The organism is Streptomyces sp. NPDC127108 (assembly GCF_042677545.1).
GTDB lineage: Bacteria > Actinomycetota > Actinomycetes > Streptomycetales > Streptomycetaceae > Streptomyces.
This window is the reverse complement of sequence record NZ_JBHXTE010000001.1, coordinates 1-26,519: the sequence shown is the minus strand read 5'-3', so window position 1 is coordinate 26,519 and position 26,519 is coordinate 1. Positions and strand designations below refer to the sequence as shown.

Sequence of the window (26,519 nt, the reverse complement as noted above, 5' to 3'; positions counted from 1 at the left end):
CGAACAGGTCGGGCGCCGACCCACGCGATGGGAGAATGATCAACGATGTTCAGTCTGGTACGGAGCAGAGTGCGGACGGCCGCGCTCGCGCTCTCGGCTGTCGCGGCCCTCGCCCTCAGCACGACCGCAATGACCGGCGCGGCAGCGGCCCCTGAGCCCGCTCCTCCTGCGGCGAAGCAGGGGCCGACCTCGGTGGCGTACGTCGAGGTGAACGACAACAGCATGCTGAACGTCGGCAAGTACACCCTCGCCAAAGGCGGCGGCAACGTCTTCGACGTCGCCGTGATCTTCGCGGCGAACATCAACTACGACACGGGCAAGAAGGCCGCGTACCTGCACTTCAACGAGAACGTGCAGCGCGTGCTTGACAACGCTGTCACCCAGATACGGCCGTTGCAGCAGAAGGGCATCAAGGTCGTCCTGTCGGTGCTCGGCAACCATCAGGGCGCGGGCTTCGCCAACTTCCCGTCCCAGCAGGCGGCATCGGCGTTCGCTAAGCAGCTGTCGGACACCGTGACCAAGTACGGCCTCGACGGCATCGACTTCGACGACGAGTACGCCGAGTACGGCAACAACGGCACCGGCCAGCCCAACGCCAGCTCCTTCGTGCACCTGGTGACGGCGCTGCGCGCGAACATGCCGGACAAGATCATCAGCCTCTACAACATCGGCCCGGCGGCATCGCGCCTCTCGTACGGCGGCGTCGACGTCTCGTCGAAGTTCGACTACGCCTGGAACCCGTACTACGGCACCTGGCAGGTCCCCGGCATCGCACTGCCCAAGTCGAAGCTGTCCCCGGCCGCCGTCGAGATAGGCCGGACCTCGCAGAGCACCGCCGCCAACCTCGCCCGCCGCACCGTCAGTGAGGGGTACGGCGTCTACCTGACGTACAACCTCAACGGCGCCGATCGCAGCGCCGATGTCTCCGCGTTCACCAGGGAGTTGTACGGCAGCGACGCCGTCTACACGCCGTAGGGCGACGGCACGGAGGGAGCCGGCGGGCTCGACCTGGGGTTGAGCCCGGCGGTTCCCTTCCGCCTCGGGGGCGTAGGGGCGCCGCCAGGATGGTGTTGGGCGACCAGGGTCCGTACGCCAAGGGCGGCATGTCCGGTGGGAGTTGAATCACTGCGCCGAGGGAACGCCCGGGCGCCCGATGTGTGGGAGCGGACCGGGGCGGGAAGGTCACGTTCGTCGTTCACGCCCCGGACTCGGTCGGGGTGGTTCAGCCACCTCACTCGACGGCGAGGAGAGCCGCCATGCGGACCGGCATCGTCATGACAGCAGGGCCGGGTGTGGAACGCCTGGCCGCCCGCGCGGAGGAACTCGGCTTCGACAGCTTCTGGGTGTACGACTCGCCGATGGTCCACGGCGACCCGTTCATGAGCCTCGCACTCTGCGCCAAGTCCACCGACCGGATCAGGCTCGGCATCGGTGTCACCTCACCCGCACTGCGTTCCGCGCCCGCCGCGGCGGCGGCCGTCAGCAGTCTCAACGCCCTCGCCCCCGGCCGCATCGTCTGCGGGGTCGGCACCGGCAACACTGCGCGGCGCACGCTCGGCATGCGGCCTACGAAGATGGCGGAGCTGGAGTCGTTCACGGCCGCCTTGCAGGATCTCACCGCGGGCCGCGAGACGGACTACCGCGAGGGGACCCGGTCAAGCCGCGTGCGATTCCTGCACGTCGGGTCGTACGTCAACACCGAGGCTCCGGTGGAGTTCGTCGTGGCCGCGTTCGGCCCGAAGGCCGCCGGGGTAGCCGGTCGGCTAGGCGCGGGACTGATCTCTTTCGGGCTGCACGACCCCGCGGCCTGGTCCGCCCTGAGCCAGGCCCGGCGCGCGGCGGCGCGGGACGCGGGCGGCGCCGAGAAGACCCGCTCGTATCTCATGTCCTCCCTGTACGTCCTCGCCGACGGCGAGGACCGCTACGGCGATCCGGTCAAGGACTCGATGGGGCACATCGCCCTGAGCGCACTGATCCTCGGCGCGGAGAACCCGGCCTTTCGTGCGTCCCTGCCTCCGGAAGAGGCCGCGGCTGTCGACCGTCTCCTCCAGCTGCGTGGCACCACCCTCACCGACCCCCGGCTTCACCAGGCCCTCTACCGCAACTACCTGGGTCGCCCTTCCCCTGAGGACCGCGAGCTCATCGTGCCCTCCCTGGTGGACAAATTCGGCCTGGTCGGCACCCGGAGCGAGATCGTCGAGCGGATCAACGAGCTGGAGAAGTCGGGGGTCGACGAGCTGGTGATCCAGCCCGCCGTGGACCCGGAGACCGAAATGGCCGAGCTCGCGCGGCTGCTGGCCTGACACTCGGCGAAGGACGGCCGTCGGATCGCACGGGGGGCGGATGTGCCGGGACGCCCCTGATCGCGGACCCTCGAAAGTCAGCCGTCGGCCCCGGTCAGGCTGCTTTCGCGTCCTCACCGGCCAGGAACGGATGCAGCAGCTTGAGCAGGGCGTGCGGGCGGTGCAGCGGGATGATGTGGCCGCAGTCCTCGATGACGTGTCCGGTGAGATCGTCGGTGACCGGGCGGAGCTGACGTTCCAGCGCAGCACCGACGGGATGGGCGCCCAACGCCATCGTCGGCACCGTCAGGCGGGCGGTGGCGACCGCCTGCTCGATCTGTACCGCGCTCTCGGGAAGCGCCCGGTAGTACGAGAACGCGCGGCTCAACGCCTGGCGGCCGGTGTACGCGCGGACGAAGGCGTCCCGGACAGCGGGGCGCACCCCGTCGCCGAGCGTGCCGGCACGCAGGAACCAGTCGACGTAGGCGGCCTCGTGGCCCTCCAGCACGGTCTCGGCGAGGCCGGGCGCGGCGGAATGGAAGCCGAACCACCACGGCGGCCCGTCGGCGAGAAAGCCCTCGGCGCCGGGCAGCCTGCCCAGGAGGGATTCCATGACGACCAGGCGCCGGACGAGACCGGGGCGACGCAGGGCGAGGAGGAAGGCCGGCGCGGTACCCGCGTCGATGCCCACCACCGCGGCCGAGGACACGCCGAGCGTGGTGAGGAGCGCCGCGGCGTCCTCGGCCAGGGTGCCCGCGTCGTACCCGGAGGCGGCCCGGCTGCTCGCGCCGAACCCGCGCAGGTCCGGCGCGATGACGCGGTAGCGGCCGGACAGGTCGGCCATGACGTCCGTCCACAGCTCCCAGGTGTGCGGGAAACCGTGCAGCAGCAGTACGGCCGGGCCCGATCCGGCGAGAGCGACGTTGAGTTCGACACCGTTGACGGGGACGCGCCGCAGTTCGGGCATGGAGAGGCTCCAGGTGTGTGGTGAGGAAAGGTGACCAGGTCACGCTATGGAACTAACCTGGGTCGTCCAAGACGGCACTTTCCCTTCAGGTGGTGAGCCCTGAGTGACCACATCGAGGCCCGGAGATCCCGGGCGGCGGCCCGGTGAGCGGGGTGATCTGCTGGATCCGCGGTGCCCGGTCCGCCAGTTGCTCGACCGTATCGGCACCAAGTGGACGTCGATGGTGGTGAAGGTGCTGGCCGAGGAGGCTCCGGACGAACTCCGGTTCGCGGAACTGCGGCGCCGTATCCCCGGCATCTCACAGAAGATGCTGTCCGTCACCCTGCAGAGTCTGGTCCGCGACGGCCTGGTCGCCCGCCGAGTGGAACCCACCGTGCCGCCCGCCGTCCACTACCGGCTCACCGAGCTCGGCCTGTCCCTCGAAAGACCGCTCTCCGCCCTGCGGGTCTGGGCCGAGACACACATGCCGGAGATCGACCGCAGCAACCAGCTCGCCGACGGGTCACCCCCCGACTCGGAAGACTAGTCCGGCCGAACGCAGAGGAAGCAGCCGTCCCAGAGCGGGAGCGCGCTGAGGACGCGGTGGCGCACGCATGAGGCCATCGCGGCCTCGTCCGGGCCGGGGAAGTCACGCGCGGCGCTGCTGTCGGCGGGCGGGGTGAAGGACTCAACCATGGTCGTGAAGCGCTGCAGGTAGTCACGGACGCGGGGAGGGTAGTAGTCCAGCTCGTTCCAGCGATGTCCGCTCGCCGCGAGTGCTGTGGCACGCAGCACGAAGTCCTTCGCGCGGGCGCGCTCCCGCTCCGTACCGCCCCAGTCGACCTCCGCCAGATCGAACCCGACGGCACCGCGTCCCATGACGTTCTGGTCCTGCAGGGTCAGCAGTGCCGCGAAGCGGAAGTCCCAGTCCTCGGACGCGAGATCGGACACGGCGAGCGTCAGCACGTCGGTGAACACCGCGGTGGCGCCATTGGACAGGTCCAGGTCGTGGCTGCCGCCGGAGAATATGTTGCTCACCGGCCTATGATGCGATCCCGGCCCGCGACCTGCTTGGAGAAGACGCATGACGGATGCGAGCACCGGCCAAGTGGTCGTGAACAGGGCGATGTCCCTGGACGGATTCATCGCCGGTCCCGGCCACACCATGGACTGGATTTTCGAGCACATGACGTCTGCGACGTTCCCGGAGGTCATGGCGGCCACCGGCGCCATGCTTATCGGCCGGGGCACATACGAGGTCGGCAAGCGCATGTCCGACGAGAACCCCGACTACGACGGCGGGGCGCAGTTCGTCCTCACCCACCGCCCGCCCGACGAGCCGGACCCCAACGTCACCTTCCTCACCTGCGACATCGAGGAGGCCGTGGCCACGGCACGCCGCGCCGCCGACGGCAAGAACCTGGAGATCCTCGGCGCCGACGTGGCCGCCCAGTGCCTGCAGCGCGGCCTCGTCGACGAGATCCTGGTGTACGTGCTGCCGGTGCTGCTCGGCGACGGCGTCCGCTTCACGCCCCCGGGCCTCGACCGGATCGACCTGGAGCCGTTCGGCAACATCCAGTCGGGCGGGGTCACCATGCTGCGCTTCCACGTGCGCAAGTGACGGTCGCAACCAGGGCCTGTCCGGCGGCTCTTGCCGGGTCCCGCGTCGTCTGGCAGGCGGTCAGCCGTTGGGGAAGTGGTCCCGCAGGAGCTCGGACCTGGCGAGTACCTTCGTGACCTCCGGGTAGTCCCGTCGCACTCTGTGGGCGTACCGCGTGCAGAGTTCCCTTCTCCTGCTCGGGTTGTTGTGCAGGAGGGACTTCGCGTTCCACAGGTGGGTGAACGTTTTGTTCTTCTGGCCGGACCACAGCTCGGCCCCCGTGTAGTCACGGAGGAAGGAACCGATGCGCACTCCGCGAGCCTTCGCGCACATGGGCAGCAGCCGCTGCTCCGCGAAGATCGGGTGTGCCGGTACCGACCTGTCGGGCTCCGACCGGACCGGGTTGCCCGCCATGAACGACAGCGCCTGGTCGGCGTATTCATTCTTGAACGCGTCTTCGGTGAAGAGGAGCAGCGCGGCGCTGCAAGGAGTGACCGACCAGTCGAGGCCGCTCCAGTCGAATCCGGGTGGTGCGACGAGGCGGTCCCGGCCGACGTAGGCGGGGAAGCCGAGTGGCTCCTCGTGCAGGCTCATCACTTCCGCGGTGACGAGCTGCCGGATGCCGTCCCAGACGATGAGGTCGATGTCCATGACGCAGCACGGTGCCGCCTCCTGCCGCAGGGCCACGATCTTCCCGAAGGACCAGAAGACGCCGCCGTTGATCGTCTCGGACACCGACTCCAGGAGTCGGGTATCGACTCCGCCGTCCCAGAGGTCCAGGAGGCCGAGCCGGTCGTAGAACTCCTGGCCCGGCGGATCTGTGTAGAGCCGGATGGATCCGTTGTGCCGACGCCACTCCAGGGCCGACAGGACTGTCGTGAGGACCTCGAAGTCTTCCTGCCGGTACGGGGAGCCTTCGCCTCGCGAGACGTAGTAGTTCGTGGTCGGCCGGGTGGAAACGACGTGGATCGCCTTCACGGTCGTCCCCTCCCGCGGCGCTCCGGCCCACGGTCTTGGGGGCGGCCAGGGCCCGCGGACGGCGGCTCCCTCACAGCAGGTACCGGCGGATGCTGGGCATGTGACGCAGCATGCCGACGAGTTCGGGGTAGTCGCGGCGGATCCGGACCACGCACCGCCTGCAGAATGACTCCCGGCAGTCCGGATCGCTCTTGAGCGCGTCCTTGTAGGCCCAGACGTGGGTGACCAGCTGGTTCCTCGCGCCGTCGGCCATCGTCTCGCTGTTGAGCTCGGGCTTGGGCCAGTCGAGGAAGTACGCCGGTCGCACCCCCAGTCTCAGCGCGCACATCGGCAGCAGCCGCTGGGCCACGAACACGTCGTGGACCGGCAGACGGCTGTCGGCCTCCCGCCGGATCGGGTTCCCGAGGATGAACTCCATCGCCTTGGCGTGGAACGTCTCGGTGAGCCGGTCAGTCGCGTAGTACGTGAGCGAGGCGTTGCACGGGATCGCCTCCCAGTCCCACTGTTCCCAGACGTAACCGGTGGGCGTGCTCAGCTCGCACCGGGGTCTGTACACACCGTGGTGCAGGGGCTCCTGATGCAGTGCCATGAACTCTGAGGTGATCAGGGTGTCGATCGCTCCCCAGACGACGAGGTCTGTGTCCAGAGAGACGAAGGGCGCTGTCTCGGCCCGGAGGGCCGCGACGCGTCCGGCCGTCCAGAACACGTCGTGGTTGATGGAGGAGGGCAGCGACTCCAGCACGTCCGTGTCGATACCGCCCTCCCACAGCTCCGTCATCCCGAGACGCCGGTAGTACGCCTCCCCGACACGGTCGGTGTACAGCTTGATCGGGCCGTTGAAGCGGCGCCAGGCGGCCGCCGAGAGGATGGTCGTGAGGAGTTCGAAGTCCTCCACCTCGTAGCCGTCGGGGCCCTTCAGCCGCCCCAGGTACGGCACGGACGGCAAGGTGGAGTTGACGTGGATGGCCTTCATCGGGCGTCAGCGCTGCGGGCGGCCGGTGAGCCGGTTGATGACCTGCGCCAACTGAGCAAAGGCCGGGCGGACGCTCGCGGGAGCCATCGAGGCGCGCAGCACGAACGGGACCTGCCCCCGGTCGATCCTCAGCGCCACCTCGTCGCCCTCCGGAGGATCCTCGTCCTCGACGGGGAACCACAGGGTGATGCGGGCGTTCGCCGAGGTGATGGCGACCGAGCCGATGAGCGAGTCCGGCACGTACCCCTCGTCCGCGTTCGCCGGGAGCTCCATCAGGGACGCGACGTCCAAGTGCCGGGCCAGCGCCGCCAGTTCCGCGGGGCGAACCGCCTCCGAGAACCGCTCGTCGACGTCCCGCAGCTCGTCCACATGGGTCACCTCGGCCTCGCCCCCGGAGGGGACCGAAGCCCGGAAATCCACCCGCTGCCCCGGGCAGCCGCCGGAGATGTACAGGTCGAACGTCACGTCGTCGGCGCCCTCTCGATCGCCCCCGTCGGCCAGCCGTGCGACCGCGGCCCTCATGCGCTCGACGTCGGGCCGCGTAAAGGATTCGATGGTTACCCTCATGTCGTCCTCGTCCTCGTCGTGAAGCAGTCGGGTCTAGATGAGATCCAGGCCGATCGAGAAGACCTCGGCCGTGAGAGGCGCCGAGACACAGATCCGGTTGACGTGGCGCTGCAGCGCCGGTCCGGTGTTGTTGTCCATGACCGTTCCCGTGTTGACGGGGTTGCGGCTCGGACAGCGGGTGTCGGAGTACTCGTCCGGATTGCCGAGCATGTGGCCGAACTCGTGTGCGGCGACGTCGCCGCTGTCGGACGTGTCCCACGTCGTCATGTCGGTCTGGGCGGGGCCTTGGCGCACCCGGACGACGTGGTGCGGGCTGGAGGTCACCCACTGCACGTCAACGGTGATGACGGAGGTGCCGTAGGGCCCGGCGCAGACGAAGTGGTTGCTCCACTTGTTCTCGATGCCGGTCTCCCACGTCTGGCGCAGCGTCGCCATCGTGGCGGGCGTGATACCCGCGTCGGGGTTGAGCTGGATCCGTACCGTGACAGCGGTGCAGTTCTGGAAGTACGCGGCGTTCCAGGCGAAAATGCACTCGGACACCCGGAACGAACGCTGACCGACGTAGGGGCAGGGGCCCGCGAGGGCCTGGGGGTCCTCGGCGGGCTCGGGGGCATGGTGCGACACGACGACTCCCTTCGCCGCCACCGCATCGGGAGCGACAGGCTGGGAAGCGGATGAGGGGGAGGACGAGGACCTCGCCCGGGACGGGCCCGACGATCCGGACGGGCCGGACGCGTCGGGTGTGAGGTAATCGCTGTACTCCGGCAGCGGATCGACGCCGTAGAACGCGTCGGTCCTCCGGGTCAGAGCCAGGAACTCGGCGAAGAGACTCGGGGAATAGGGAACCGAGTCGATCCGGTGGAGGACGTTCCGCGCGTACGCCCGCGCGTTGTTCGCCTTGAAGTCGAACGCGTCCGTCGGCGTCGTCCGACCCGCGTCGCCAAGAGCGAGCAGGAAGTCCTCGATACGCTCGCGCGCCAGCTGCCGGAGCTCGGGTGGGAGCGTGGAGATCCGGTGGACGGCCGGCACCGTGGCGATGTAACTGGAGATCGAGTCGGCGTCGGCGAACTGCCCTGACAGGACCATCGTGTAGTACGCGGGCAGGTCGAACAGGTTGAGGTTGGTGATCGTGTTGTGCAGGTTGACGGTCGTGTTGGGCAGTGACTTGATCTCCGTGAAGTGGCGGAACACGTCGTCGAAGTCGCTGTGCATGCGCACGTATTCAGTTGTCCGCCGTGTGCCGTCCAGGCTGACGTTGAAATGAACGTGCCGGAATCGCGCCAGGTGCGGGCGGATGTCGACCTTTCCTGAGGTGAGCGTGGAACCGTTCGAGATGATCTCCACGGACACGTCATTCGAAAGCTCGTTCAGCACGTCCAGGAAGCGGGGCTCGTTGATGGGGTTGCCGCCGTGGAACGTGACGATACGGATCGGATTCGCCCGGATGAAATCGATGACCTTGTCGATGTCATTGCGCCGGTACCCGACCGGCTCCACGCCCAGCATTCGGTGGCGGTCCGAATTCAGCCGTGTGCTGAGCTTGTCGAAGCACATCCGGCAGCTGTACGTGCAGAGGTTGCTGAGGGCGATCAACAGATACTGCGTTCGACTGACGTCGCCGGTCGTCTCGTCGTAGGCGTCCGCGACCTCTCCCCATTGGAACTTTTCCTGGTAGTAGGTGTGCACGGTCGGCTGGCGCGTTGCCTCGTCGAGGCATGCCCGGCAGCCCTCCGGCACCTCGCCGCGCAGGAACTGCCGGCGGGCGCTGCGCATCTTCTCGCTGTTGACCAGCCGGGACATGTCGTCGACCGAGCCCAGACGACCGGCCTGCGGCCCCTTGTCCTCGCAGCAGATGACCGACTCGCCATCGGCCCAGACGGCCAGCGAGACGAAGGGGGCGATGCAGAGCGGAGTCCTGTTCTCGGGCTTCTGACTCATCAAGGCTCCCGGCGGGTAGCAGATGAAGAACGTCAGCGGTCGGCCGGGGAAACCGAACCAGCCTCGTCGCACGGCATTCTCTCGGAGGGGCCTGAGAGTCCGCCATGAGGAATGAGTGCCCACAGATGAAGACCAGCCATACCGCGCGTCCCAAGGGCGAGCAGATTGTGCCGCCTCACTCGGGGGCAACGCCTGGGAGATGACTTTTCTCGCGCCCCACTCTGATCTTCAGTACACAATATTCCCGCCCGGAATGGCGCGATCCTAATTCGAAAACCCTGGGAACAGGGGCTGCGTTGTTCGGCGCGCATGATGTGGGGGTGTTCATCCTGTCCATCCGGTGTGCCTCAACCAGTCCGCGAAGGTCATCAAGTCGGGGTGCAGGCGGCGCAGGAGGGCGATGTCCCGGTCCCGGGCGTAGAGATCACGGTCCGCGAAGAACTGGAACATCGCTGTGTAGTCGTGGCTGAAGTCGGGGACGGTGGCGCGCAGTTCGTCGTGCGGCATCGGGATGTAGGCGCTGGGGGTGCCCGTGACCTGAGCGAAGGTGGCGGCGATCTCGTCGCCGGTGAGGCTGTCGCCGATCACCGCGAGGTCGCGGGATCCCCAGGACTGCCAGTTGTCGAACATGTGGCAGGCGAACCAGGCGATGTCGTCGAGGGCGACGAGCGGGTAGCGGGCGGCGCCGAGGGGGAGCCTGAAGGTCACCCCGCCCCGGCCGTCCGGTCGGGGAGTGAGCCGGTCCCGCAGGTTCTCGAAGTACGGCGCCGTGGTCAGTACCGAGACGTGGTCCGTGTACCAGCCGTCGGTCTCCTTGCGGAGCATTTCCTCCGACCGCATCAGGTCGATGTGCGCGGCGACGGCGGCCTTGCTGTCGAAGTGCGGGACGGGACGGCCGGTCAGGGACACCGCGCTGTCCAACGAGGACCAGATGAAACGCTCCACGCCGGCCCGCTGTGCGGCGGCCAGCAAGCGCAGCCCTTGCCGGTACTCACCCACGGCGCTGCCCGTCGCGAAGAAGTCGGTGTTGGCGAACACGCGGTCGGCTTGCCCCATCAGGGCTTCGAGGGCCGTCGGGGCGGAGCGGACCAGTCGCACGCGGTCGGGCGTGGTGGCGGCGAGTCCGGTGGCGCGGGCGGACTCCGGATGGCGGGTGGGGACGGTGAGGGTGGCGTCGGTGGTGGCCAACAGGTGCTGGACCACGTGGCTGCCCATCGCTCCGGTGCCGCCGACGACGAGGACGTGGGTCATGGCGTTCCTCCCTGGTGTGTCAGGACGTGGTCGGCCACCTGGGCGTGGGTGGCGACCCAGACGTCGCCGGACTCCCGGATGTGGTCGAGGATCTGCGCGACCATGCCCGCGAGGAGCGGTCGGCCCGCGACGTGGGCGTGGACGGTCAGGGGGAAGACACCCGGGCCGGGGGCGGCGAGCAGCTGGTCCAGCAGCTCACAGTGCAGATCGCGGTACGTGTACGGTCCGGCCGCGGCGTCACGGACGTCGGAGTGGTCGCTGTGCCTGAGGGAGACCAGAGGACCGTGGGCGGTGGACAGGACCTGCGGGAGGTCGTGCTCGCCGTGGTCGCCGGTCCAGCGGTAGCCGGCCTCGGCGAGCAGGTCCTCGGTGTGCCTCGAACCGGTGGCGCGCGGGCTCATCCACCCCGTCGGGCGAACGCCGGTGACGCGGCGAAGGATGTCGGTGCAGCGACGGATGTTGGCCCGTTCGGCGTCGACATCGAGCAGCGCGGGCACCACGTCCTGGGCCCAGGAGTGCGCGGCGATCTCGTGGCCCGCCTCGTGCACGGCCACAACGGTCTCGGGGTGCCGCTCGGCCACCAGCCCGTTGACGCCGACGGTGGCGGGCAGGTCACCGAGGACGTCGAGCAGCCGCCGGATGCCGGTGCTGACGCCGTAGTCCGCCCAGGAGGCGCTGTGCGTGTCGTCGATGCCGGACAGCGGCCACGCCGCGGCCATCGGCGCGTAAGCGGGCCAGTGCCCTGGCGACCACTGTTCCAACGCGACGGTGACCAGCGCGACGACCTTCCGCCCGCCCGGCCAGCCGGTTACTGCCCTCATTCGGTTCCCCCCACTCGGTGGCTTCCGCCGTGGACGCTAGTGAGGGGGCAGGTACCTCCAGGTTCCTGGCCGCGGGCTACCGTCGGGGCATGCGTGAGTACTCCGGCAGCGTCTTCCTCGCCGACTGCCCGGCTCGGCTGGCGGTCGAGATCATCGCCGACAAGTGGGCGGTGGTCGTGCTGTTCGCGTTGAGCCGGAAGGCGTGCAGGCACGGCGAGCTGGTCGACCTGATCGGCGGGGTCTCGCGGAAAGTGCTGACCCAGACGCTGCGGCGGTTGCAGGGATACGGCCTGGTCGACCGCCACGCCGAGGCCGGGAAGGTCGAGTACGTGCTGACGGACCTGGGCCGGACGCTGGTGGAGCCCATCACCACGCTGACCGAGTGGGCTCACGAGCACGGCGCGACCGTGGTGGGATTCCAGGAGTCCAACCGCGAGGTGCGACGCCAGGAGCTCACTGGGCGGGCGACGTCGCAGTCCGAGCAACCGTCAGATCGTGAGTCATCTCGTTGATGATCAGGTCGCGATCGGTCATGCGTCGAGGCCGGAGGCGCCCGCCTCGGCGTCACCGAGGCGGCTGATCTGCGACCGTGCGGCCAGTCCAGCGGGCGCGGCCAGACCGGAGGCGATGAGCCCGTGAACGTGCCGGGGCCGCTCGGCGCTGATCCGGTGGGCCAGGTCAGGAACTCCGACGGTCCGCTGCCCGCGCCCGCCCGGCACAGCAGACGTCGGCGCGGGACCGACCGGTGGGTGACGTAGGTGAACCAGAGCCCGTGGCTGGACGGGCTCGCGGGGTCGGCCGCCTTGACATGTACGCTCATGCCGCTCACTTGTCGCGCGTGTCCAGGGCGGTGGCCAGCTCCGCAGGGGTCGGGTTCTCGAACACGTCGACGGGCTCAATGCCGACGCCCAGTTCCTCAAGGACACGACCCAGTAGCTGGGCCACGGTCAGGGTCGTCATGCCGATCAGGAACAGGTCGTCGCGTGGGGAGACCGCGGGGACGTTCAGCAACTCGGCGGCGAGGGCGGTGAGATAGTTCTCGGTCGCGGCGTGCGGTGCCGAGGTCCGGTCCTGTTGCGCGGCGACCGCTTCGTCGGGAGCGGGCAGCGCGGCGACGTCCAGCTTTCCCCGCGCGGTCGACGGAAGCTCCGCCATGGGCACGTACAGGCTGGGCGCCATGTGGAGCGGGAGCCGATGTTCGACCCATTCGGTGAGGACGTACCGGTCGACTTCGGCCCCGTGGGTGGGGACGACGTACGCGACCAGGCGGTCTCCGTCCTCGCGCACCGCGCAGTCGTGGACGGTCGGGTGCCGGACCAGGGTGTGGCGCACGTTGCCGAGTTCGCCCCGGGGGCCGCCGAGTTTGGCCTGGTCTTCTTCGCGTCCGACGAATCGCAGCGTGTCCGGGCCGCCGTCCTGGACGACGATGTCGCCGGTGCGGAAGACGCGGCCGGAGGGGCCGGTGGGAAAGCGTGCCGCGGTGAGCTCGTCCTGGTCGAGGTACCCGGCGGCCAGGCCGATGCCGCTGATGCAGGCCTCGCCGGGCGTGCCCGGCGGGACCGGTCTCAAGTTCCGGTCCAGGACGGTGAGGGAGCAGCCGGGGAGGGGCCGGCCCAGGGGCACCGAGGCGCCCGTCCCGATCGTGTGCTCGTCGAGTTCGGCGTAGGTGGACCAGATGGTGGCCTCGGTCGGCCCGTAGATGTTGACGAGTCGGCCCCGGGCCGCCCAGGTCCGGGCCAGGTCCGGCAGCAGGGCCTCGCCCGCGCTGACGACGAGGCGCAGGTCCGGGACCCGGTCGGGTCTTAGGGCGCTCAGGGACGAGGGTGTGAGCACCGCGGCCGTGGCGCGTGCCCGGGTGAGGAATCGTTCCAGCAGTGGACCCGGGTACCGGTCCTCCGGCGTCGCGACGCAGAGGCAGGCGCCTGAGGCCAGCGCCAGGATCATCTCGAAGAGGGCGGCGTCGACGCACCAGGGCGCCACCTGCGCCACCCTGGTCCCGGGAGAGATCCCGAAGATCGCGCGTTGCGCGCGGGCGACGTTGGCGAGCGCGGCGTGGGTGCACACCACGCCCTTGGGTACGCCCGTGCTTGCGGAGGTGTGGATGACGTACGCGGGGCCGGGCAGCAGATCGAGGGTGTGGGGAGTGTTGCCGGTGTCGGTCACCGTGGACGTCTCCCCGGCCCCGGAGAAGTGCGGCCCTGTGTTCCCGTCCGCCGACACCACGAGCCGGATCCGTGCGCCGTCGATGATCTGCTGTTGCCGCAGCGGTGACTGGGAGGGGTCGAGCGGCACCAGAACGCCTCCGGCCCGCATCACACCGAGCAGGGCGCTGACGCCCGCGGTCGACGGCGTCATCCGCACGGCGACCAGCTCGGCGGGCTGTATCCCTCTCTGCCGCAGGGCCCGCGCGCACGCGTCGGCGCGGGCGGAGAGCGTCGCGTAGTCGACACGGCCGTCGGCGCCCTCGACGGCGGTGGATGCGGGACGCAGGCATACGTGTTCGTCGACCATGTCGATCACGGAGTCCGTGGCGAGGACGGATGGGTGCCCTGTCGACGTACTGTTCGACAGGCTCATAAGGGTCTTCCCTTCTTGGTGGGGCCGCTCAGCGAGATCGGAACGCGGAGCGGGCACGGCAGGTTGAGGTTGTCCGACCAGGCCACGGACGCGTCGGTCAGTGTCGGACGGGTTCGCACGGTGGGCGTGCGCGTGCCGGTTGGGGGCGATGTCGATGCCGGTGCGCGTCGCGGCGAGGTCGGCGTGCGCAGGGCCGTCGAGGGAGAGCGCCTGCCGGGCCAGTACAGCGGCGACGCGCGGTTGCGAGTCCCCGGGAGCACCCGGTGCGGTGTGCCGGGCCGCCCCCGAAGGGCGCACGGCGCTGAACTCCGGTCCCGTGCACGCCCTCAAGGCCTCGGCCCGGCTCGCCACCAGCCAGGTGCCCGCGTACGGGTCCCAGCAGACGGGGGCTTCTCCACTCAGGCGGGCGAACGGAGTTCGGTCGTCCCGACGCATGCCGCGTGCCGACAACGCGCAGATGCTCAACGACCGGTCGTGAGCCACGCTCGTGGAGGCCATGCCGTGCCTTCCGGCAGATCGAGGACAGGGGTTCGGGACGCGGGCGCGCCCGGTAGGAATCCGTCGGTGCGCGCGGCAGCCGGCCAGGCCGCTTCGTCCTCGTCCGCCCGGCGCCCACGACTTCGTGTTCGTAGGGTTCGTACCAGGGCGGCGTCATCGACTCATCGGGGTTGGTGCCACGGTGAGGAAGCGCCCGCCTTGGGGTCTCGGCGAGCCGCGTGCCGTCCGGCACATGCCGGAGAGTTCCTGTTCCGTGCGCTTGTCGGGGAGCAGATACACGCTCACCACGGTGTGAAAGATGCCTTCGAGGTCCGGGTCGGTCGGACCGCGATCACCGGACGAGTCGAAGTGCCGAAGTGATGACAGCGGACTCAGGCCGACACGAGGTCTTCCGCCGGGTGCTCCAGCATGGAGTGCGTCTCGGGGTCTCCGAGCGCTACGCCATAGCGGCCGGAGTCGGCGAGCGCGGCCTGGTCGTGGATGTCGGCGAAGACATCGTGTCCGGCGGCGCGGTCGACAACGTGTTGCGCCATCGCAGCGAATTCGGCGCCGTGGTTCTCTTCGCCGTCCACCGTCTCCTGGAACGGCGCGCTCTCGGTGGAAAGGTGATGCTTCTCCAGGGACATGGGGAAATTCCGGCCCGGACTGGTCGCGTTGTGAATCCGGCTCACCAGGTCGTCGACAGTGGTCACGGGCATGGTGTGGTGCTCCTCCAGCGATGACGAGATCGAGGGTTGTTGCGCAGCGGACCGTGCGATTCAAGGAAGGCGCAAAACGAGAAATCGTGCGAGCGCAGAGCGCGCCCGCACGCCGCGTGCAGTGCGGAGCAGCCGTGGCGGAACGCCCGCCGACGGGGCCCGGCCGACGTTTCCGGCCGACGTGTGCCTGTCCTGGCGACAGGCGCTCCCCATGGCGGCGCTAGCCGAACATCCCCACGGCCGATTCGCCGAGTACGTAACTCTTCATCGCCGCCACGAACTCGTCGATGGAGACCTTTCCGTCCTTGTCCGTGTCCATCGCCCGGAAGGACTCGGTGATGTTCTCCGCCGGAGCGCCGATGACCGTGAGCCACCGCGCGTACTCCTCCTGGCTGATCTCACCGCTGCCGTCGACGTCGCACAGGTTCGCGCAGGCGTAGGCGTACGGGGCCAGGACCTCCGCGAAACCCGCGGGGCCCCGATCGGTGACGGTCGCCGTCGACACGGCGATGAACTCCTCGCGGCTCAGCGACCCGGACTTCGAGCCCGCCTTGCGCATGATGTAATCGTGGACCGCCAAGGAGCCGTCCATGACTGCCCGCGCACGAGGGGATTCCGTGTCGGCGCCGAACGCGTGAATGAGCCTGTTCGCCTCCTGCTCGAAGTCCGAGCGGTCGATGCGGCCGTCCTTGTTCGCGTCAAAGTAATCGAAGCGGTACTCGAAGACCTGTCCCTTGTCGGATGTCGCCATTTCCGCTCCACGTGAATCGATGAACCCCACGATCGAATGTGGAACACGTAGGGCACGAGATGGATCTCGCAGTCGTCCCGAAAAAGTACGTGGACCGCCGATGCGGCGACAAGAATTCATCAAGCCATGTCGGCGGCCAGCGGCGATCCGGGCCGCGCTGGCCGAAACGAGACTTCCACGGCATGATCTCAACAATGATCCCGGCAATGATCCGGCATCCTGGCCACGATCTGAACAGACAGGCTGGGCGGTGGATTTCGGCTCGATACGCACGTTGTGCGCGTGCGGCGGCGGAAGCAATCTTGACAGCGTATATCGGTGAGCATCCGTGGTGATCTCCTGAGTATCCGAGGCGGTCTCCCCGCTGTTCCCTGCGGCGGACAGTCGCTGCGTGGAAAAGATCTACGAACCCATGGCAGCCACATTCACAGTCGGTACCGTCCCCGGAGCGGCCCCTGCTCGGCCACGTCGCCGCGATCGGCAGGGCACCGCCGGAATTCATGGCGGCCGTGCCCGTTCACGGCACCCCGTGCGCATCCGGTTGGGGCCGTGGCCGGTCTACGTGGTGTGCGACCCCACCTCGATGCACCAGGTTCTGGTCACGCCCTGGTGCGACGTGGCGGGACCTGGTGAGCCCCTGGTCCTGTTCGCGTAGTACCACGGTCCCGTCCTTGCCTCATTGATCAACCGTGCAGCGTGAGGTCGACGTCACACACATCACAGGGGGCATACCCGCCCCCTGAGAGACGACGACCTGGAGACAACACCTATGAAGCAGCCGGCTGCACGTACCACCACCTCACTCGCGCTGACAGTGGTCGCACTGCTGGGGGCGGTCACCGTCGCTCCCTCGGCACACGCGGCGGAGCGGACGGATCGCGGACACGAAGCGACCCGGGCCGCGCTGCGCGCGCTGGTCGAGAAGGGGGAGCAGCCCGGAGCAATCGCCAAGGTCCGTGACAGCAAGGGGAATTGGTCCGCCACGGTCGGGTACGCCGACACCGCCACGGGGCGCGAGCGATCGACCGCCGAGCATTTCCGCGGGGCCAGCATCACCAAGACCTTCGTCGCGACCGTCCTGCTCCAGCTCGAGGCGGAGGGAAGGCTGAGCCTGGACGACACCGTCGAGTCGTGGCTGCCGGGCCTGGTCCAGGGCAACGGGTACGACGGCAGCGAGATCACACTGCGCCAACTGCTCAACCACACGAGCGGCATCGCCAATTACACCGATGACCCCACCATCGCCCACAACTCCTCCGGCCCCGGCTTCCCGGCACACCGGTACGACACCTACACCCCCGAAGAGCTCGTGGCGGCCGCGCTCAAGCAGCCGCCGCACCCCGCCCCGGAGAAGTCACCGCAGTACTCGAACACCAACTACGTGATCGCCGGGATGGTCATCGAGAAGGCAACGGGCCACGGCTACGCGCAGGAGGTCACCCGGCGGATCATCGACCGGCTGAAGCTGCGCGGGACGTCGTTCCCCGGCACGGCACCGCAGATGCCGACCCCGCACCCCGTCGGGTACTCCCGGCTCCACCAGGAGGCCCCCGACGCCGAAGTGGTCGACGCCACGGAGCAGAACATGACCTGGCTGGGAGCGGCAGGAGACATCATCTCCACGCCCGGCGACCTCAGCCGCTTCCAACGTGCCCTGATACACGGCCAGTTGCTGCCGAAGGCCCAGATGAAGGAGATGCTCAACGAAGTACCGGACGGGGAGGACCGCGGATACGGGCTCGGCGTCGAGTTCGCGAAGCTGTCCTGCGGAGTGAAGGTGGTGGGCAAGACCGGCCGTACGAACGGCTCGCTCTCGGCGATGGTCGGCACGGTGGACGGCAAGCACCAGCTGACGTTCAACATCAATGGCGACTGGCTGCGGGACAGCTCGATGTACACCGACGTGGTCGAGGCTGAGTTCTGCGGCAAGATCCCGGCGCGGAGCAAGCAGGAGTAGCGTCGAGGGCTTCTGTTTTCGCTTCCAGGGCTCTCGACCGGCGGAAGCAGCATGGTCTTTCCCGGCCATACTCAAGTCACCCGAAGCGTACGGCGATCAGCGCCAGACTTGTCTGACGTGCGCAGATGTTCGGTTCACGGGTGCTTCCGGTTTCTGTTTCCTTGCGCCTGCCACTGCGGTCGACAGCCTCGTCGGAACGACGGGCCGCGCACCGTGGGCGCAGGAATTCGCGACGGCATCGATTCCGGGGGCCCTCGGGCGCGCCAAGAGCTGGGGGCGAAGGTGTTCTTGTGCCGATTCCCTCGGACCAGGGGCGATGGCCGGAAGTGTGCGAACACTGCGAGGGCTCATACGAATCCATTGACTGCCCTTAGGGGCCGCCGTACAAATCCCCTACGACCATCCAGAGCCGAGCACCCCTTTTTGCGTGACGGTCACTCAGGGGGAATACCCGTCATCCGATGCGCCATTACGGGGGTCGCTGGACGTTCCAGCTATTGAGCGGGGAACGAAGGGGGAAATCATGGGCCTGCGCATCACTGTGGACATCTTCTCAGGGCGCGCCAACCCCACGTGGGAAATTCAGGACCAGGACCAGGTGCGGGAGCTGATCCAGCTCTTGGCACACAACCGAGCCGCGGTGGCGGAAGTGTCCAGCGGGTTCTCCGGACTCGGGTTCCGTGGCCTCCAGGTGGAGATCACCGACGACCTGGACACCGCGGGCCTGCCCTCGGTCTTCAAGATCGCAGGGGGCGGTGCCCGCGATCCCTTCGCCGGTGCCCAGGTCGCCGAGCAACTGCTGGCGACCATGCCGGTCGACCAGCTCGGCGAAGGCGGCGAGAGCCGTCCGGCCGAGGCCGACAGCGACACAGCGGCGGCAGAGGAGAGCTACCCCGAGGACTTCCGCGACTCGGTCCGTGAGGACATCCGGCGCACGGCGCGGCAGGGGGCCGGCGGGGCCACCACCATCGAACCCGCCGAGGCGGGCGGCGTCTCCGAGACGGACGCCGCGGAGGTCGAGAAGCAGTTACAGGCACTCGTGCACCGGGCCGCGCTGGCCTGCGCGTACGACGTGACGCCCTACAACCCGGCGTTCTGGAACCGCCCCGACACCCAGCCCTACAACAACTGCTACAACTTCGCGGTCAACCGCCGCACCAACACGTTCGCCCAGCCCGGCCGGGCACACGGCTACACCATCCCGCGCACCGTGCGCTGCAGCGAGGTCTCCCTCGGGGCGCAACGCGACGGCCTGCGGATCTGGGGCAACTGCCAGCCGGCGGGGTCGCTGCGCTACGTGGTTGCGCTCGTCACCGGGACCTTCCCCGGGAACATCCGGGACTACCACTGGTACCGCCTGCACCCGGGCGGCTACTGGGCCCACAAGCCGGGTGGGACACCGGCACGCGACGTCGACAACTCCGGTCGCCCCATCACGAATCCGTACACGTGCGACCGTCGCCCCTACAACGAATGGTGCGGTCTGTTCCAGACGCACCATTCGATCGTCATTCGCTGAGCGGTTTTCGCAAAGCGGTTTCCTGCGGTACCAACTCTCCTTGCCTGCTTGCCTGCGGGCAACGGGGGAGTGGTGCCGCGAGAAAGACGCCGTGCGAACAGGAAACCTCGGAGCCTCAGAAAAGAACCACCCGTGAACGGTCCGGCCGAACGGCCGGACCGTCCTTCCCCGTTTACGGAAAGCTCACCCATGAGATCGGAGAAGTGAGCACCATGTCCACTCCCTTTGGCGATCCCACGGCCGAGACCACGGAATCCGTGATGCTCGAACTTCCCGACACCGACCCTTCCGACGCACCGGTCGACGAACCGCCGGTGGACATCAGCAGTGAAACCACCACTGCCGCTGCCGCGGCTTCCTACCTGCTCGTGCGCGGCAGCTACCGCAGCGCGGGCACCCACGCCCTGGAGCTGCGAGTCGACGTCGACGGCCCCCGGACGCTCCGGAAGGTCAGCGGGGACTTCTTCCAATCCGGCGGCGGCACCACGAGCTACGCGGGCTCCTTCGTCGTGCACGCGCCGACCGTCACCTGGTCGCCCACCCAGGTGACGATCACCGGGCAGGGCCGTTTCACCGCGTCGACCAGCTTCCCGGTCGTACGGGTGACCATCGCCCGCCGGAAGACCGGCCAGCAGCAAGCCCCCGCCACCGTGCAGTTCCTCAGGACGACCGGCCAGGTGGGCGCCACGCACAACTGCCCCTACAAGTCGCCGTACTTCCGCACCGTGCGCTGGGAACAGGACTCCGTCGCCGGCAAGGTGCCCTTCGTGTCGTACGACACCGGGTCACTGCCTCAGCCACCCGGTAGCCCGGCACGCACCCTGACGGTGCCGCGGGCCTACGCCGAGGCGGGCATCGACGTGCTGGTGTCCGGCGCGGCCAACGTCCTCGGCGACAGCCCGGACGGCTGGAACAACGCCGAACTGCACGCCGCCATGCAGACCAACTTCAGCCTGTGGCGCAACGTACCGCAGTGGCACGTGTGGCTCCTGGTCGCCAGCCGCTATGAGGGGAATCCGGGTGTCCGCGGCATCATGTTCGACGCCCAGGACGCCCACCAGCGCCAGGGCTGCGCCGTCTTCCACGACATCATCCAGGGCGCCGACCCCGAGACGGTGCGCGCCCAGCTCCGCACGTACGTCCACGAGTTGGGACACGCCTTCAACCTGCTGCACTCCTGGCAGAAGGGCCTCGCCACACCCCCGGCGCCGCTCGGCCCGAACAACGGATTCGGGGACCTGTCGTGGATGAACTACCCCCAGAACTACAACCCCGGTGGCGGTGGTGCTTCCGGAACGGCGGCCTACTGGAGCGCGTTCCCCTTCCAGTTCACCGCCAACGAGATCACGCATCTGCGGCACGGCTTCTACCGCGACGTGATCATGGGCGCCAACGCCTTCGGCAGGGGCGCCGCCGACATCGACCCGGACCTGTTCGACCAACCCGTGGTGGACGAGTCCGGACTGCGCCTGGAGCTGCGCGGCAAGAAGGCCTTCGCGTTCGGTGAACCAGTCGTCGTGGAACTCAAGCTGGACACCACCGACCTGCGCGGACGCGACACGCACGACTTCCTGCACCCGGACTACGACTTGGTCAGCATCGCGATCCGGCAGCCGTCCGGCCGCACACTGCTCTACCGGCCGCTCATGCGCCGGTGCGTCGACGCGGACGCCACGGTACGCATCGGCGCGGACGGGCCACCGGTGTACGCAAGCGCCTACGTGGGATACGGCCAGGACGGACACTACTTCGAGCAGCCGGGAACCTACCTGCTGCGCGCCGCCTACGTCGCCTCGGACGGATCCCGCATCGTCTCCCCCGTACTCCGCACGATCGTCCGCAGTCCCCACAACGAGACCGACCAGCACGTCGGCGAGCTGATGCTGGGCGAGGAACAGGGCACCCTCTTCGCCCTTCGCGGATCCGACTCGCCGTCACTCCAGGCCGGCAACGACGCCCTGCAGGAAGTCGTGCAGCACTACGAGAAGCACCCGCTCGCCGTCTACGCCCGCATGGTCCAAGGGCTCAACGCGGAGCGGGACTTCAAGTACCTGACGCCGGACAAGAGCGCGCTGCGCGTGCGCCCCGCCGTCCCGGAGCAGGCTGTCGGCCTGCTCTCACCCGTCGTCGAGGCGTCCTTGCACGGCAACGGAGTCGACAACATCACCCTGAACATGGTGATGCGCCGCCTGGCCCGTGCGCACGCCCAGAGGGGAGACTCCGAGCAGGCCAACAGCGTCCTTGACGACCTGTTGCGCCACGCCGAGTCGAAGTTCAGGCCGCATGTCGTCGACACCGTGCGTCGCCAAGTGGACGAGACCCGCAGGAGCGTCAACGGGGAGGCCGGTACCTGACCGGCCCAGTGGAGTCGTGGTCGGCGGCCGGGCCGGTGCCCTGTCGGACTGCTGTTCCGCGCTGTCGGGGCTGACTCCGAAGAGGAAGGCGAGGGCTACGAGAACAGCGGACGCGGCCGTGAGGGCGGCTGGGAGGTCGCCGGACGGCGGAGTGGTGGTGGACGTCTTGCGGGTGTACCGGAAGACGGCACAACCCGCGGCGCAGGACGTGAGGAAGATCAGTCCTGCGCCCGTGTCGATCACGACGGTCATGAGGTGCCCCTGCGGCTCAGAAGACATAGGGAAACGGGGGTTTGGGAGGGAGGGCTACAGGCAGCCCTCGAGGATGTCGCGGCGGGCGCCGTGCAGTAGCTTGCCCATGGCCTTCTCCCGGATCTTCTTGATCTGATGGGTCGTGGTCGCGTAGAGAATCGCCGTGTTCTTGAGGGTGGCCTCTTCCATGACGAGCTGCATGATCACACCGGCCTCCCTCTCGCTCAGCGTGTCCAGGACGGACCACACCTGCTCCTTGAGCAGACTCAGAGCCGCGGCTTCGACGGGGTCCTCAGGGTCTTGGGGCTCTTCGAAGGGATGGTCGGCCAGGAGCGCCACGGGCATCCCCCTCAGCTGGGTCTCCCAGGCCGGCCGGTGAAGCCGGTGCTGGTGGGAGGCGTCCAGGCGTAGTTGGGTGACGGTGTCGATGACCATGGAGAGCTGACTGTCGACGCGGTTGCGGGTCCAGTCGTTCTCGAGCAGGACGGCGATGGCGCCGTCGACGCGGGCGTTGGTCGGGAAGAGTCCCAGCCAGCGTTCGATGAACCAGCTGACGGTGGCGGTGTCGCCGTCCAGTGCGGCGCCGCGGGCCAGCAGCGCGGATGCCAGGGTGATGCGGGACAGCTCTCCCGTCGTGCCACCTGCCCGGTGCGCCAGATCGCACCAGCGTCGCAGGACGGCGCGCAGCGCCGGTACGACGTCACGGTCGTCGTCCCAGTCGAGGTGGAGGACGGCCGGGAGAGCGGGACGGACGCCGATGTGCAGGGTGGTGGTGATGCCTTCCTGCTCCGTGGGAAGGGGCAGCGGGGAACTGGCGGTCCGCAGGAGAGCGTCGGCCGGGTTGGCGAGCGCGGCCCAGACCTGGTGTCGTTCGGGGCCGACGAGGCGGAGCTTCCTGTAGGCGCGGACCGCCTTCGCGGCGACGGCGGCGTTGGCCCTCTCCGCGGCGGGCGCGGTCCGGCCTGTGCCGTATTGCCGCAGGTAGCCGACGCCGTCGTCACAGCCGGCGAGGAGGCCCCAGACGGGTTCCAGGACCGGGCCGAGGTTCCGGGCGACCTTGTGGGCGCCGGTGATGACGGGGCTGGCCTCCAGCTCTCGCAAGTGCCGGCGGAGCAGCAGGAGCTGGGCGAGCGTGTCCTGCTCGGGCGGCTCTCCTGCGGTGTCCACCGCTGCGGTGCTGGCTGTGCTCATACTGCGCTCCTCGGTCTCTGAACCCGTCGGGCCCTCCTACTTCTTGGGGCGAAAACCGTGCGGGTGCGACAGGCCCTCTCGAACAGCACTCCGACCTGCGGGAACGGGAACCCCCGAAATCCCCACTTGGGATAACCGACTGCCGGGCTTGCCCCTACGATCCTGCGCATGAGCCCAGACCCTCACGAGGTCCTCGACGACTGGCTGAGGCGAACCCCCTTCAGCGAGAGCACCCGCGCGGCCTACCGCGCCGAGGTGCGTGCCTGGCTCGCCTTCGTCGGCGAACGCACCTGGTGCGCCGAGCGTACAGACGTCGACACCTGGTCCGCCGACGGTGCGAAACCGCGTACCAAGGCCCGCCGCATATCGTCCCTCCGCGGCTTCTACCACCACGCCCAGACCTACGACGCCTTCATCGACAACCCCGCCGCGCGCGACCTCCGCCCGCCCGTCGCCCACCTCCCGCCCGGCCGTCCTGCCCTCACCCGCCCCCAAGCCGCCCTCTTCCTCAGCGCCCTCGACCACTACACCGGCCCCCTGCCGCACCGCACCCGCGCCCTCGGCCACCTCATCCTCGCCATGAACCTCCGCGCCCACCAGGCCGTCGCTCTCGACCTCGACGACTGGATCCGCGAACGGCACCGCACCACCGCCCGCGTCCAACTCAAAGGCGGCGGCAGCGAGATCCGCGCCGTGCCCCCGCCCGTCGCCCTCGCCGTGGACGACTACCTTCCCCACCGCCGGACCGCGCTCCCTCACAGCAGCCCGGACACCGGCTCACTGCTCACCAGCAACCGCGGCCGCCGCCTCGACAGCCACACCACCCCCACAACCCTGATGCGCGCCGTCGCCGCGACGCACCCCCTGCTTGCCGAGATCGCCCCGACCATCACTTGCGACGGCCTTGCCGCCACCCCCGGCCCGTTCAGGCCTGGTTGATGATGTGCCGCTGTTGGTGGTGAGGCGCCCTGGACGGCTGGTGGCCGTGCCCGGTCATGCGTGGCAGTGCCCGGTCACGCGTGGCGGTGCCTGGTCATGCGTGGCGGTGCTCCGTGAGAAAAGTCGATGCGCTCCACCGCGATGCGGAGTGAGACTTCCTCCGTGACCACCGATCTGACCGTGCGCCCCGCCTGTCCTGCTGATGCGCGCCGCTTGGCCGAGCTGCGCTGGATGTTCAAGCAGGAGGACCACGACGGGCAACCGCCCGCTGCCGACCGGCGTTTGGAGGAGGCGGACCGCTGGATCCGCGACCGGCTCGCTGACGGCCGGTGGCTGGCGTGGGTCGCGGAGACAGGGGGCGAGATCTGCGGTCACGTCTTCCTGTGCCTGGTGGAGAGGTTCCCTGATCCGTACGGCGACAGTGCTCCGGTCGGCTACGTGACGAACTTCTACGTCATGCCGTCGCAACGGAACAGGGGAGCCGGCTCGGCGCTCCTCGACGCTCTGAAGCAGCACTGCCGCGGCGCCCGATTCGACACCCTGATCGTCTGGCCGTCCGATCGCAGCAGCCCTCTGTGGCGGCGCTCCGGCTTCGAGACTCCGCAGGAACTGCTGGAACTGCCGCTCGACGCCTGCTGATGAACGATGGGCCGTCGCCGAACCTGCTGTGACGCACATCACCGGGACGGCCCGCGGTGGGCGGACAGGAGGCGACGTGGACCTTTCCCTACGCGCTCGCATACGAGCCGGTGACGCCCAGGCGTTCGCCCACCTCTTCCGGCAGCACGCGCAGGCCGTGCACGCTCACGCCGCACGGTGGCTCGGTGATCCGGGCCCGGCCGAGGACGTGGTCTCGCTGACGTTCCTGGAGGCCTGGCGGCTGCGGGAGAAACTCCTTGACGACGACGACTTCGCCGCACGGGCCCGCCACGACGACAACGACGACGGTCTGAGGGCCTGGCTGTTCGGCATCTCCACCAACGTGCTGCGCAACACCCGCCGAGCGGCCAGGCGGCACAAGGCCGCCCTCGATCGCCTCCCCGACCGACGGTCCGGCACCGGGACGGTGCCCGACTTCACCGACACCCTGATCGGCCGTCTTGAGGACGCCGACCGGCTCGCCGCCGCGGCGGCTGCCCTGCGACAACTGCGTCCCCGCGAACGCGAGGTCTTCGCGCTGTGCGTCTGGTCCGAGCTGAGCTACGCCGACGCCGCAACGGCCCTGCGGGTGCCGGTCAGCACGGTGCGCTCCCGGCTCGCCCGCGCCCGGCAGCGCCTGCGGCGGCTGGCCGAGAGCGAACTGGCGCGCCGTACCGGGGCACCGGCCGGAAGGGACATGACTGTGATCGACGGAAGAACGAGACGCCTCCCCGCCCGCGGACAGGAACCGGATGACCGAGCCGCGACGGCCCGGTCGGCACAGGAGAGAGACCGATGAATCCCACAGAACGCCAGGAGTTGGCCGGGCTGCTGCCAAGGCCGGGTGCCCCGGTCCTGTCGAGCGACCGGATGACGCAGATGGAGGCGCACCTCATGCAGGAGATCACCACGGAAGCCCCCACCCTTACCGAAGCCCCCACCCCCACCCCTGGCCCGGCCGACGCCGGCCGGGTCCCGCCCCGGCGGCTGCGGCGTGCGGTGGCCCTGCTGGCCGTACCCGTCACCGCCGCCGCGGTCCTCACCGCCGTCCTCAGCGTCCGCGACGACGGCCCGGCCCAGCCCGCCACCGACTCGGAAGCCGTCGCGCTCCTTGACCGCATCGCCAAGGTCACCGCCGCCAAGGACGCCCCCGCCGTACGGGACGACCAGTACGTCTACACCCTCATCCAGGGCACCGACGACCTGACGGACAAGGGCCTTGACACCTTCCGTCGCGCGGACTGGCACGCCGTCGACGGCAGGCGCGACGGGCTCGCCCGTACCACCGTCCTGTCCGGCCCCTCCGGCAAGGGCACCACGGACATGCGGCTCCAGGCCGACCCGAACGCCACCACCCACCGGGAGCTGCAGGCCCTGCCCACCGACCCCGGCAAGCTCTACGACAAGGTCTGGTCAGCGACCGAGGGCCAGGGTCCCACCCATGAGGAAGCCGCCCTGGAGATGATCGGCAGCATGCTCGAGGGGGCCACCCTGCTGCCCGACGTGGGAGCCACCCTCTACCGCGCCGCCGCCCGGATCCCCGGCATCACCGTGGTCGACGACGCCAAGGACGCGTCCGGCCGTTCCGGCGTGGGGCTCGCCTTCGGCGACGGCGAGGACCGGCAGGTCTGGGTCTTCGACAAGCGCCTCGCCTACCTCGGTTCGGACGACGTCGCGCTCCTCGATGTCGACGTCGTCGACCGGTTGGGGCAGACTCCGGCCGGCTGATCGGCCGTACGGCGCCGTGGCTGCGCCACCGGCCCGGGGCACCGCACCGCGCGGTGCGGT

The 26,519-nt window shown here is 69.0% G+C and carries 24 protein-coding genes; 12 read left to right on the top strand and 12 right to left on the bottom strand.

What is annotated here, in order from left to right:
• The first annotated feature begins 45 nt into the window (after positions 1 to 45).
• Positions 46 to 975, top strand: a complete 930-nt coding sequence (locus ACFVHO_RS00120; protein WP_385707782.1) for an endo-beta-N-acetylglucosaminidase H — start codon at positions 46 to 48, stop codon at positions 973 to 975.
• Positions 976 to 1,256: 281 nt separating this feature from the next.
• Complete coding sequence (locus ACFVHO_RS00115; RefSeq protein WP_385707779.1) at positions 1,257 to 2,303, top strand: LLM class flavin-dependent oxidoreductase; 1,047 nt, start codon at positions 1,257 to 1,259, stop codon at positions 2,301 to 2,303.
• Positions 2,304 to 2,397: 94 nt separating this feature from the next.
• Here the strand turns inward: ACFVHO_RS00115 and ACFVHO_RS00110 are convergent, their stop codons facing one another.
• Positions 2,398 to 3,249 carry an alpha/beta fold hydrolase gene (locus ACFVHO_RS00110; protein WP_385707776.1) on the bottom strand — a complete coding sequence of 284 codons (852 nt, stop codon included), beginning with the start codon at positions 3,247 to 3,249 and terminating at the stop codon, positions 2,398 to 2,400.
• 103 nt (positions 3,250 to 3,352) lie between these two features.
• On the opposite strand from ACFVHO_RS00110, the gene ACFVHO_RS00105 reads away from it, so the two are divergent.
• Entirely contained in the window at positions 3,353 to 3,775 is a 423-nt protein-coding gene (locus tag ACFVHO_RS00105) for a winged helix-turn-helix transcriptional regulator (protein WP_385707773.1), read from the top strand.
• Here the strand turns inward: ACFVHO_RS00105 and ACFVHO_RS00100 are convergent.
• The gene (locus ACFVHO_RS00100) at positions 3,772 to 4,266 is read right to left on the bottom strand and encodes a hypothetical protein (protein ID WP_385707770.1); all 495 of its coding nucleotides are present in this window, start codon (positions 4,264 to 4,266) and stop codon (positions 3,772 to 3,774) included. The two genes, ACFVHO_RS00105 and ACFVHO_RS00100, sit on opposite strands and share 4 nt — an antisense overlap.
• 46 nt (positions 4,267 to 4,312) lie before the next feature.
• Here ACFVHO_RS00100 and ACFVHO_RS00095 point away from each other — a divergent pair, with 46 nt between their 5' ends.
• Positions 4,313 to 4,849 carry a dihydrofolate reductase family protein gene (locus ACFVHO_RS00095; RefSeq protein WP_385707768.1) on the top strand — a complete coding sequence of 179 codons (537 nt, stop codon included), beginning with the start codon at positions 4,313 to 4,315 and terminating at the stop codon, positions 4,847 to 4,849.
• 60 nt (positions 4,850 to 4,909) lie between these two features.
• Here ACFVHO_RS00095 and ACFVHO_RS00090 read toward each other — a convergent pair whose 3' ends face one another.
• The 6 genes from ACFVHO_RS00090 to ACFVHO_RS00065 all read right to left on the bottom strand — a co-directional run bounded on the left by ACFVHO_RS00090 (position 4,910) and on the right by ACFVHO_RS00065 (position 11,356).
• Complete coding sequence (locus ACFVHO_RS00090) at positions 4,910 to 5,806, bottom strand: DUF6734 family protein (protein WP_385707765.1); 897 nt, start codon at positions 5,804 to 5,806, stop codon at positions 4,910 to 4,912.
• Between the two features lie 70 nt (positions 5,807 to 5,876).
• Positions 5,877 to 6,779, bottom strand: coding sequence for a hypothetical protein (locus ACFVHO_RS00085; protein WP_385707762.1), 903 nt, complete (start codon positions 6,777 to 6,779; stop codon positions 5,877 to 5,879).
• A 6-nt stretch (positions 6,780 to 6,785) separates the two neighbouring features.
• Complete coding sequence (locus tag ACFVHO_RS00080; protein WP_385707759.1) at positions 6,786 to 7,346, bottom strand: hypothetical protein; 561 nt, start codon at positions 7,344 to 7,346, stop codon at positions 6,786 to 6,788.
• Between the two features lie 33 nt (positions 7,347 to 7,379).
• Positions 7,380 to 9,284 (bottom strand): twitch domain-containing radical SAM protein, encoded by a 1,905-nt coding sequence (locus tag ACFVHO_RS00075; protein WP_385707757.1) that lies wholly within the window; start codon positions 9,282 to 9,284, stop codon positions 7,380 to 7,382.
• Positions 9,285 to 9,608: 324 nt separating this feature from the next.
• Positions 9,609 to 10,535, bottom strand: a complete 927-nt coding sequence (locus ACFVHO_RS00070) for an NmrA family NAD(P)-binding protein (RefSeq protein WP_385707754.1) — start codon at positions 10,533 to 10,535, stop codon at positions 9,609 to 9,611.
• Positions 10,532 to 11,356 (bottom strand): polysaccharide deacetylase family protein, encoded by an 825-nt coding sequence (locus tag ACFVHO_RS00065; protein WP_385707751.1) that lies wholly within the window; start codon positions 11,354 to 11,356, stop codon positions 10,532 to 10,534. Before ACFVHO_RS00065 ends, ACFVHO_RS00070 begins: the two co-directional genes overlap by 4 nt.
• An 89-nt stretch (positions 11,357 to 11,445) precedes the next feature.
• On the opposite strand from ACFVHO_RS00065, the gene ACFVHO_RS00060 reads away from it, so the two are divergent.
• Positions 11,446 to 11,868, top strand: coding sequence for a winged helix-turn-helix transcriptional regulator (locus tag ACFVHO_RS00060; RefSeq protein WP_385707749.1), 423 nt, complete (start codon positions 11,446 to 11,448; stop codon positions 11,866 to 11,868).
• A 313-nt stretch (positions 11,869 to 12,181) separates the two neighbouring features.
• On the opposite strand, the gene ACFVHO_RS00055 is transcribed toward ACFVHO_RS00060, so the two are convergent.
• The 3 genes from ACFVHO_RS00055 to ACFVHO_RS00045 form a co-directional block, all read right to left on the bottom strand.
• The gene (locus ACFVHO_RS00055; RefSeq protein WP_385707745.1) at positions 12,182 to 13,933 is read right to left on the bottom strand and encodes a non-ribosomal peptide synthetase; all 1,752 of its coding nucleotides are present in this window, start codon (positions 13,931 to 13,933) and stop codon (positions 12,182 to 12,184) included.
• An 869-nt stretch (positions 13,934 to 14,802) separates the two neighbouring features.
• Positions 14,803 to 15,129, bottom strand: a complete 327-nt coding sequence (locus ACFVHO_RS00050) for a hypothetical protein (RefSeq protein ID WP_385707742.1) — start codon at positions 15,127 to 15,129, stop codon at positions 14,803 to 14,805.
• A gap of 220 nt (positions 15,130 to 15,349) precedes the next feature.
• Positions 15,350 to 15,880, bottom strand: a complete 531-nt coding sequence (locus ACFVHO_RS00045; RefSeq protein WP_385707739.1) for an EF-hand domain-containing protein — start codon at positions 15,878 to 15,880, stop codon at positions 15,350 to 15,352.
• A 769-nt stretch (positions 15,881 to 16,649) separates the two neighbouring features.
• Between ACFVHO_RS00045 and ACFVHO_RS00040 the strand changes: the two genes are divergently transcribed.
• The 3 genes from ACFVHO_RS00040 to ACFVHO_RS00030 all read left to right on the top strand — a co-directional run bounded on the left by ACFVHO_RS00040 (position 16,650) and on the right by ACFVHO_RS00030 (position 21,710).
• Complete coding sequence (locus ACFVHO_RS00040) at positions 16,650 to 17,837, top strand: serine hydrolase domain-containing protein (protein ID WP_385707736.1); 1,188 nt, start codon at positions 16,650 to 16,652, stop codon at positions 17,835 to 17,837.
• A gap of 523 nt (positions 17,838 to 18,360) precedes the next feature.
• The gene (locus ACFVHO_RS00035; protein ID WP_385707733.1) at positions 18,361 to 19,356 is read left to right on the top strand and encodes a hypothetical protein; all 996 of its coding nucleotides are present in this window, start codon (positions 18,361 to 18,363) and stop codon (positions 19,354 to 19,356) included.
• A gap of 212 nt (positions 19,357 to 19,568) precedes the next feature.
• Complete coding sequence (locus ACFVHO_RS00030) at positions 19,569 to 21,710, top strand: hypothetical protein (RefSeq protein ID WP_385707730.1); 2,142 nt, start codon at positions 19,569 to 19,571, stop codon at positions 21,708 to 21,710.
• Between the two features lie 306 nt (positions 21,711 to 22,016).
• Here the strand turns inward: ACFVHO_RS00030 and ACFVHO_RS00025 are convergent, their stop codons facing one another.
• The gene (locus ACFVHO_RS00025; protein WP_385707727.1) at positions 22,017 to 23,153 is read right to left on the bottom strand and encodes a hypothetical protein; all 1,137 of its coding nucleotides are present in this window, start codon (positions 23,151 to 23,153) and stop codon (positions 22,017 to 22,019) included.
• 168 nt (positions 23,154 to 23,321) lie between these two features.
• On the opposite strand from ACFVHO_RS00025, the gene ACFVHO_RS00020 reads away from it, so the two are divergent.
• The 4 genes from ACFVHO_RS00020 (at position 23,322) to ACFVHO_RS00005 (ending at position 26,459) form a co-directional block, all read left to right on the top strand.
• On the top strand, positions 23,322 to 24,092 hold the full coding sequence (locus tag ACFVHO_RS00020) for a site-specific integrase (RefSeq protein WP_385707724.1): 771 nt from the start codon (positions 23,322 to 23,324) through the stop codon (positions 24,090 to 24,092).
• A gap of 162 nt (positions 24,093 to 24,254) precedes the next feature.
• On the top strand, positions 24,255 to 24,731 hold the full coding sequence (locus tag ACFVHO_RS00015; RefSeq protein WP_385707722.1) for a GNAT family N-acetyltransferase: 477 nt from the start codon (positions 24,255 to 24,257) through the stop codon (positions 24,729 to 24,731).
• Positions 24,732 to 24,807: 76 nt separating this feature from the next.
• The gene (locus ACFVHO_RS00010; protein WP_385707719.1) at positions 24,808 to 25,530 is read left to right on the top strand and encodes an RNA polymerase sigma factor; all 723 of its coding nucleotides are present in this window, start codon (positions 24,808 to 24,810) and stop codon (positions 25,528 to 25,530) included.
• Positions 25,527 to 26,459, top strand: a complete 933-nt coding sequence (locus tag ACFVHO_RS00005) for a CU044_5270 family protein (RefSeq protein WP_385707716.1) — start codon at positions 25,527 to 25,529, stop codon at positions 26,457 to 26,459. The genes ACFVHO_RS00010 and ACFVHO_RS00005 overlap by 4 nt, the downstream gene beginning before the upstream one ends.
• The last annotated feature ends 60 nt before the right edge of the window (positions 26,460 to 26,519 follow it).

Excerpts from the sequence above, each read along its gene's own strand:
- ACFVHO_RS00045 (WP_385707739.1), bottom strand. The coding sequence starts at position 15,880 with ATGGCGACATCCGACAAGGGACAGGTCTTCGAGTACCGCTTCGATTAC.
- ACFVHO_RS00075 (WP_385707757.1), bottom strand. The coding sequence starts at position 9,284 with ATGAGTCAGAAGCCCGAGAACAGGACTCCGCTCTGCATCGCCCCCTTC.
- ACFVHO_RS00005 (WP_385707716.1), top strand. The coding sequence starts at position 25,527 with ATGAATCCCACAGAACGCCAGGAGTTGGCCGGGCTGCTGCCAAGGCCG.
- ACFVHO_RS00025 (WP_385707727.1), bottom strand. The coding sequence starts at position 23,153 with ATGAGCACAGCCAGCACCGCAGCGGTGGACACCGCAGGAGAGCCGCCC.
- ACFVHO_RS00060 (WP_385707749.1), top strand. The coding sequence starts at position 11,446 with ATGCGTGAGTACTCCGGCAGCGTCTTCCTCGCCGACTGCCCGGCTCGG.
- ACFVHO_RS00070 (WP_385707754.1), bottom strand. The coding sequence starts at position 10,535 with ATGACCCACGTCCTCGTCGTCGGCGGCACCGGAGCGATGGGCAGCCAC.
- ACFVHO_RS00030 (WP_385707730.1), top strand. The coding sequence starts at position 19,569 with ATGTCCACTCCCTTTGGCGATCCCACGGCCGAGACCACGGAATCCGTG.
- ACFVHO_RS00080 (WP_385707759.1), bottom strand. The coding sequence starts at position 7,346 with ATGAGGGTAACCATCGAATCCTTTACGCGGCCCGACGTCGAGCGCATG.
- ACFVHO_RS00110 (WP_385707776.1), bottom strand. The coding sequence starts at position 3,249 with ATGCCCGAACTGCGGCGCGTCCCCGTCAACGGTGTCGAACTCAACGTC.
- ACFVHO_RS00085 (WP_385707762.1), bottom strand. The coding sequence starts at position 6,779 with ATGAAGGCCATCCACGTCAACTCCACCTTGCCGTCCGTGCCGTACCTG.
- ACFVHO_RS00020 (WP_385707724.1), top strand. The coding sequence starts at position 23,322 with ATGAGCCCAGACCCTCACGAGGTCCTCGACGACTGGCTGAGGCGAACC.
- ACFVHO_RS00055 (WP_385707745.1), bottom strand. The coding sequence starts at position 13,933 with ATGAGCCTGTCGAACAGTACGTCGACAGGGCACCCATCCGTCCTCGCC.
- ACFVHO_RS00115 (WP_385707779.1), top strand. The coding sequence starts at position 1,257 with ATGCGGACCGGCATCGTCATGACAGCAGGGCCGGGTGTGGAACGCCTG.
- ACFVHO_RS00050 (WP_385707742.1), bottom strand. The coding sequence starts at position 15,129 with ATGCCCGTGACCACTGTCGACGACCTGGTGAGCCGGATTCACAACGCG.
- ACFVHO_RS00120 (WP_385707782.1), top strand. The coding sequence starts at position 46 with ATGTTCAGTCTGGTACGGAGCAGAGTGCGGACGGCCGCGCTCGCGCTC.
- ACFVHO_RS00095 (WP_385707768.1), top strand. The coding sequence starts at position 4,313 with ATGACGGATGCGAGCACCGGCCAAGTGGTCGTGAACAGGGCGATGTCC.
- ACFVHO_RS00065 (WP_385707751.1), bottom strand. The coding sequence starts at position 11,356 with ATGAGGGCAGTAACCGGCTGGCCGGGCGGGCGGAAGGTCGTCGCGCTG.
- ACFVHO_RS00035 (WP_385707733.1), top strand. The coding sequence starts at position 18,361 with ATGGGCCTGCGCATCACTGTGGACATCTTCTCAGGGCGCGCCAACCCC.
- ACFVHO_RS00040 (WP_385707736.1), top strand. The coding sequence starts at position 16,650 with ATGAAGCAGCCGGCTGCACGTACCACCACCTCACTCGCGCTGACAGTG.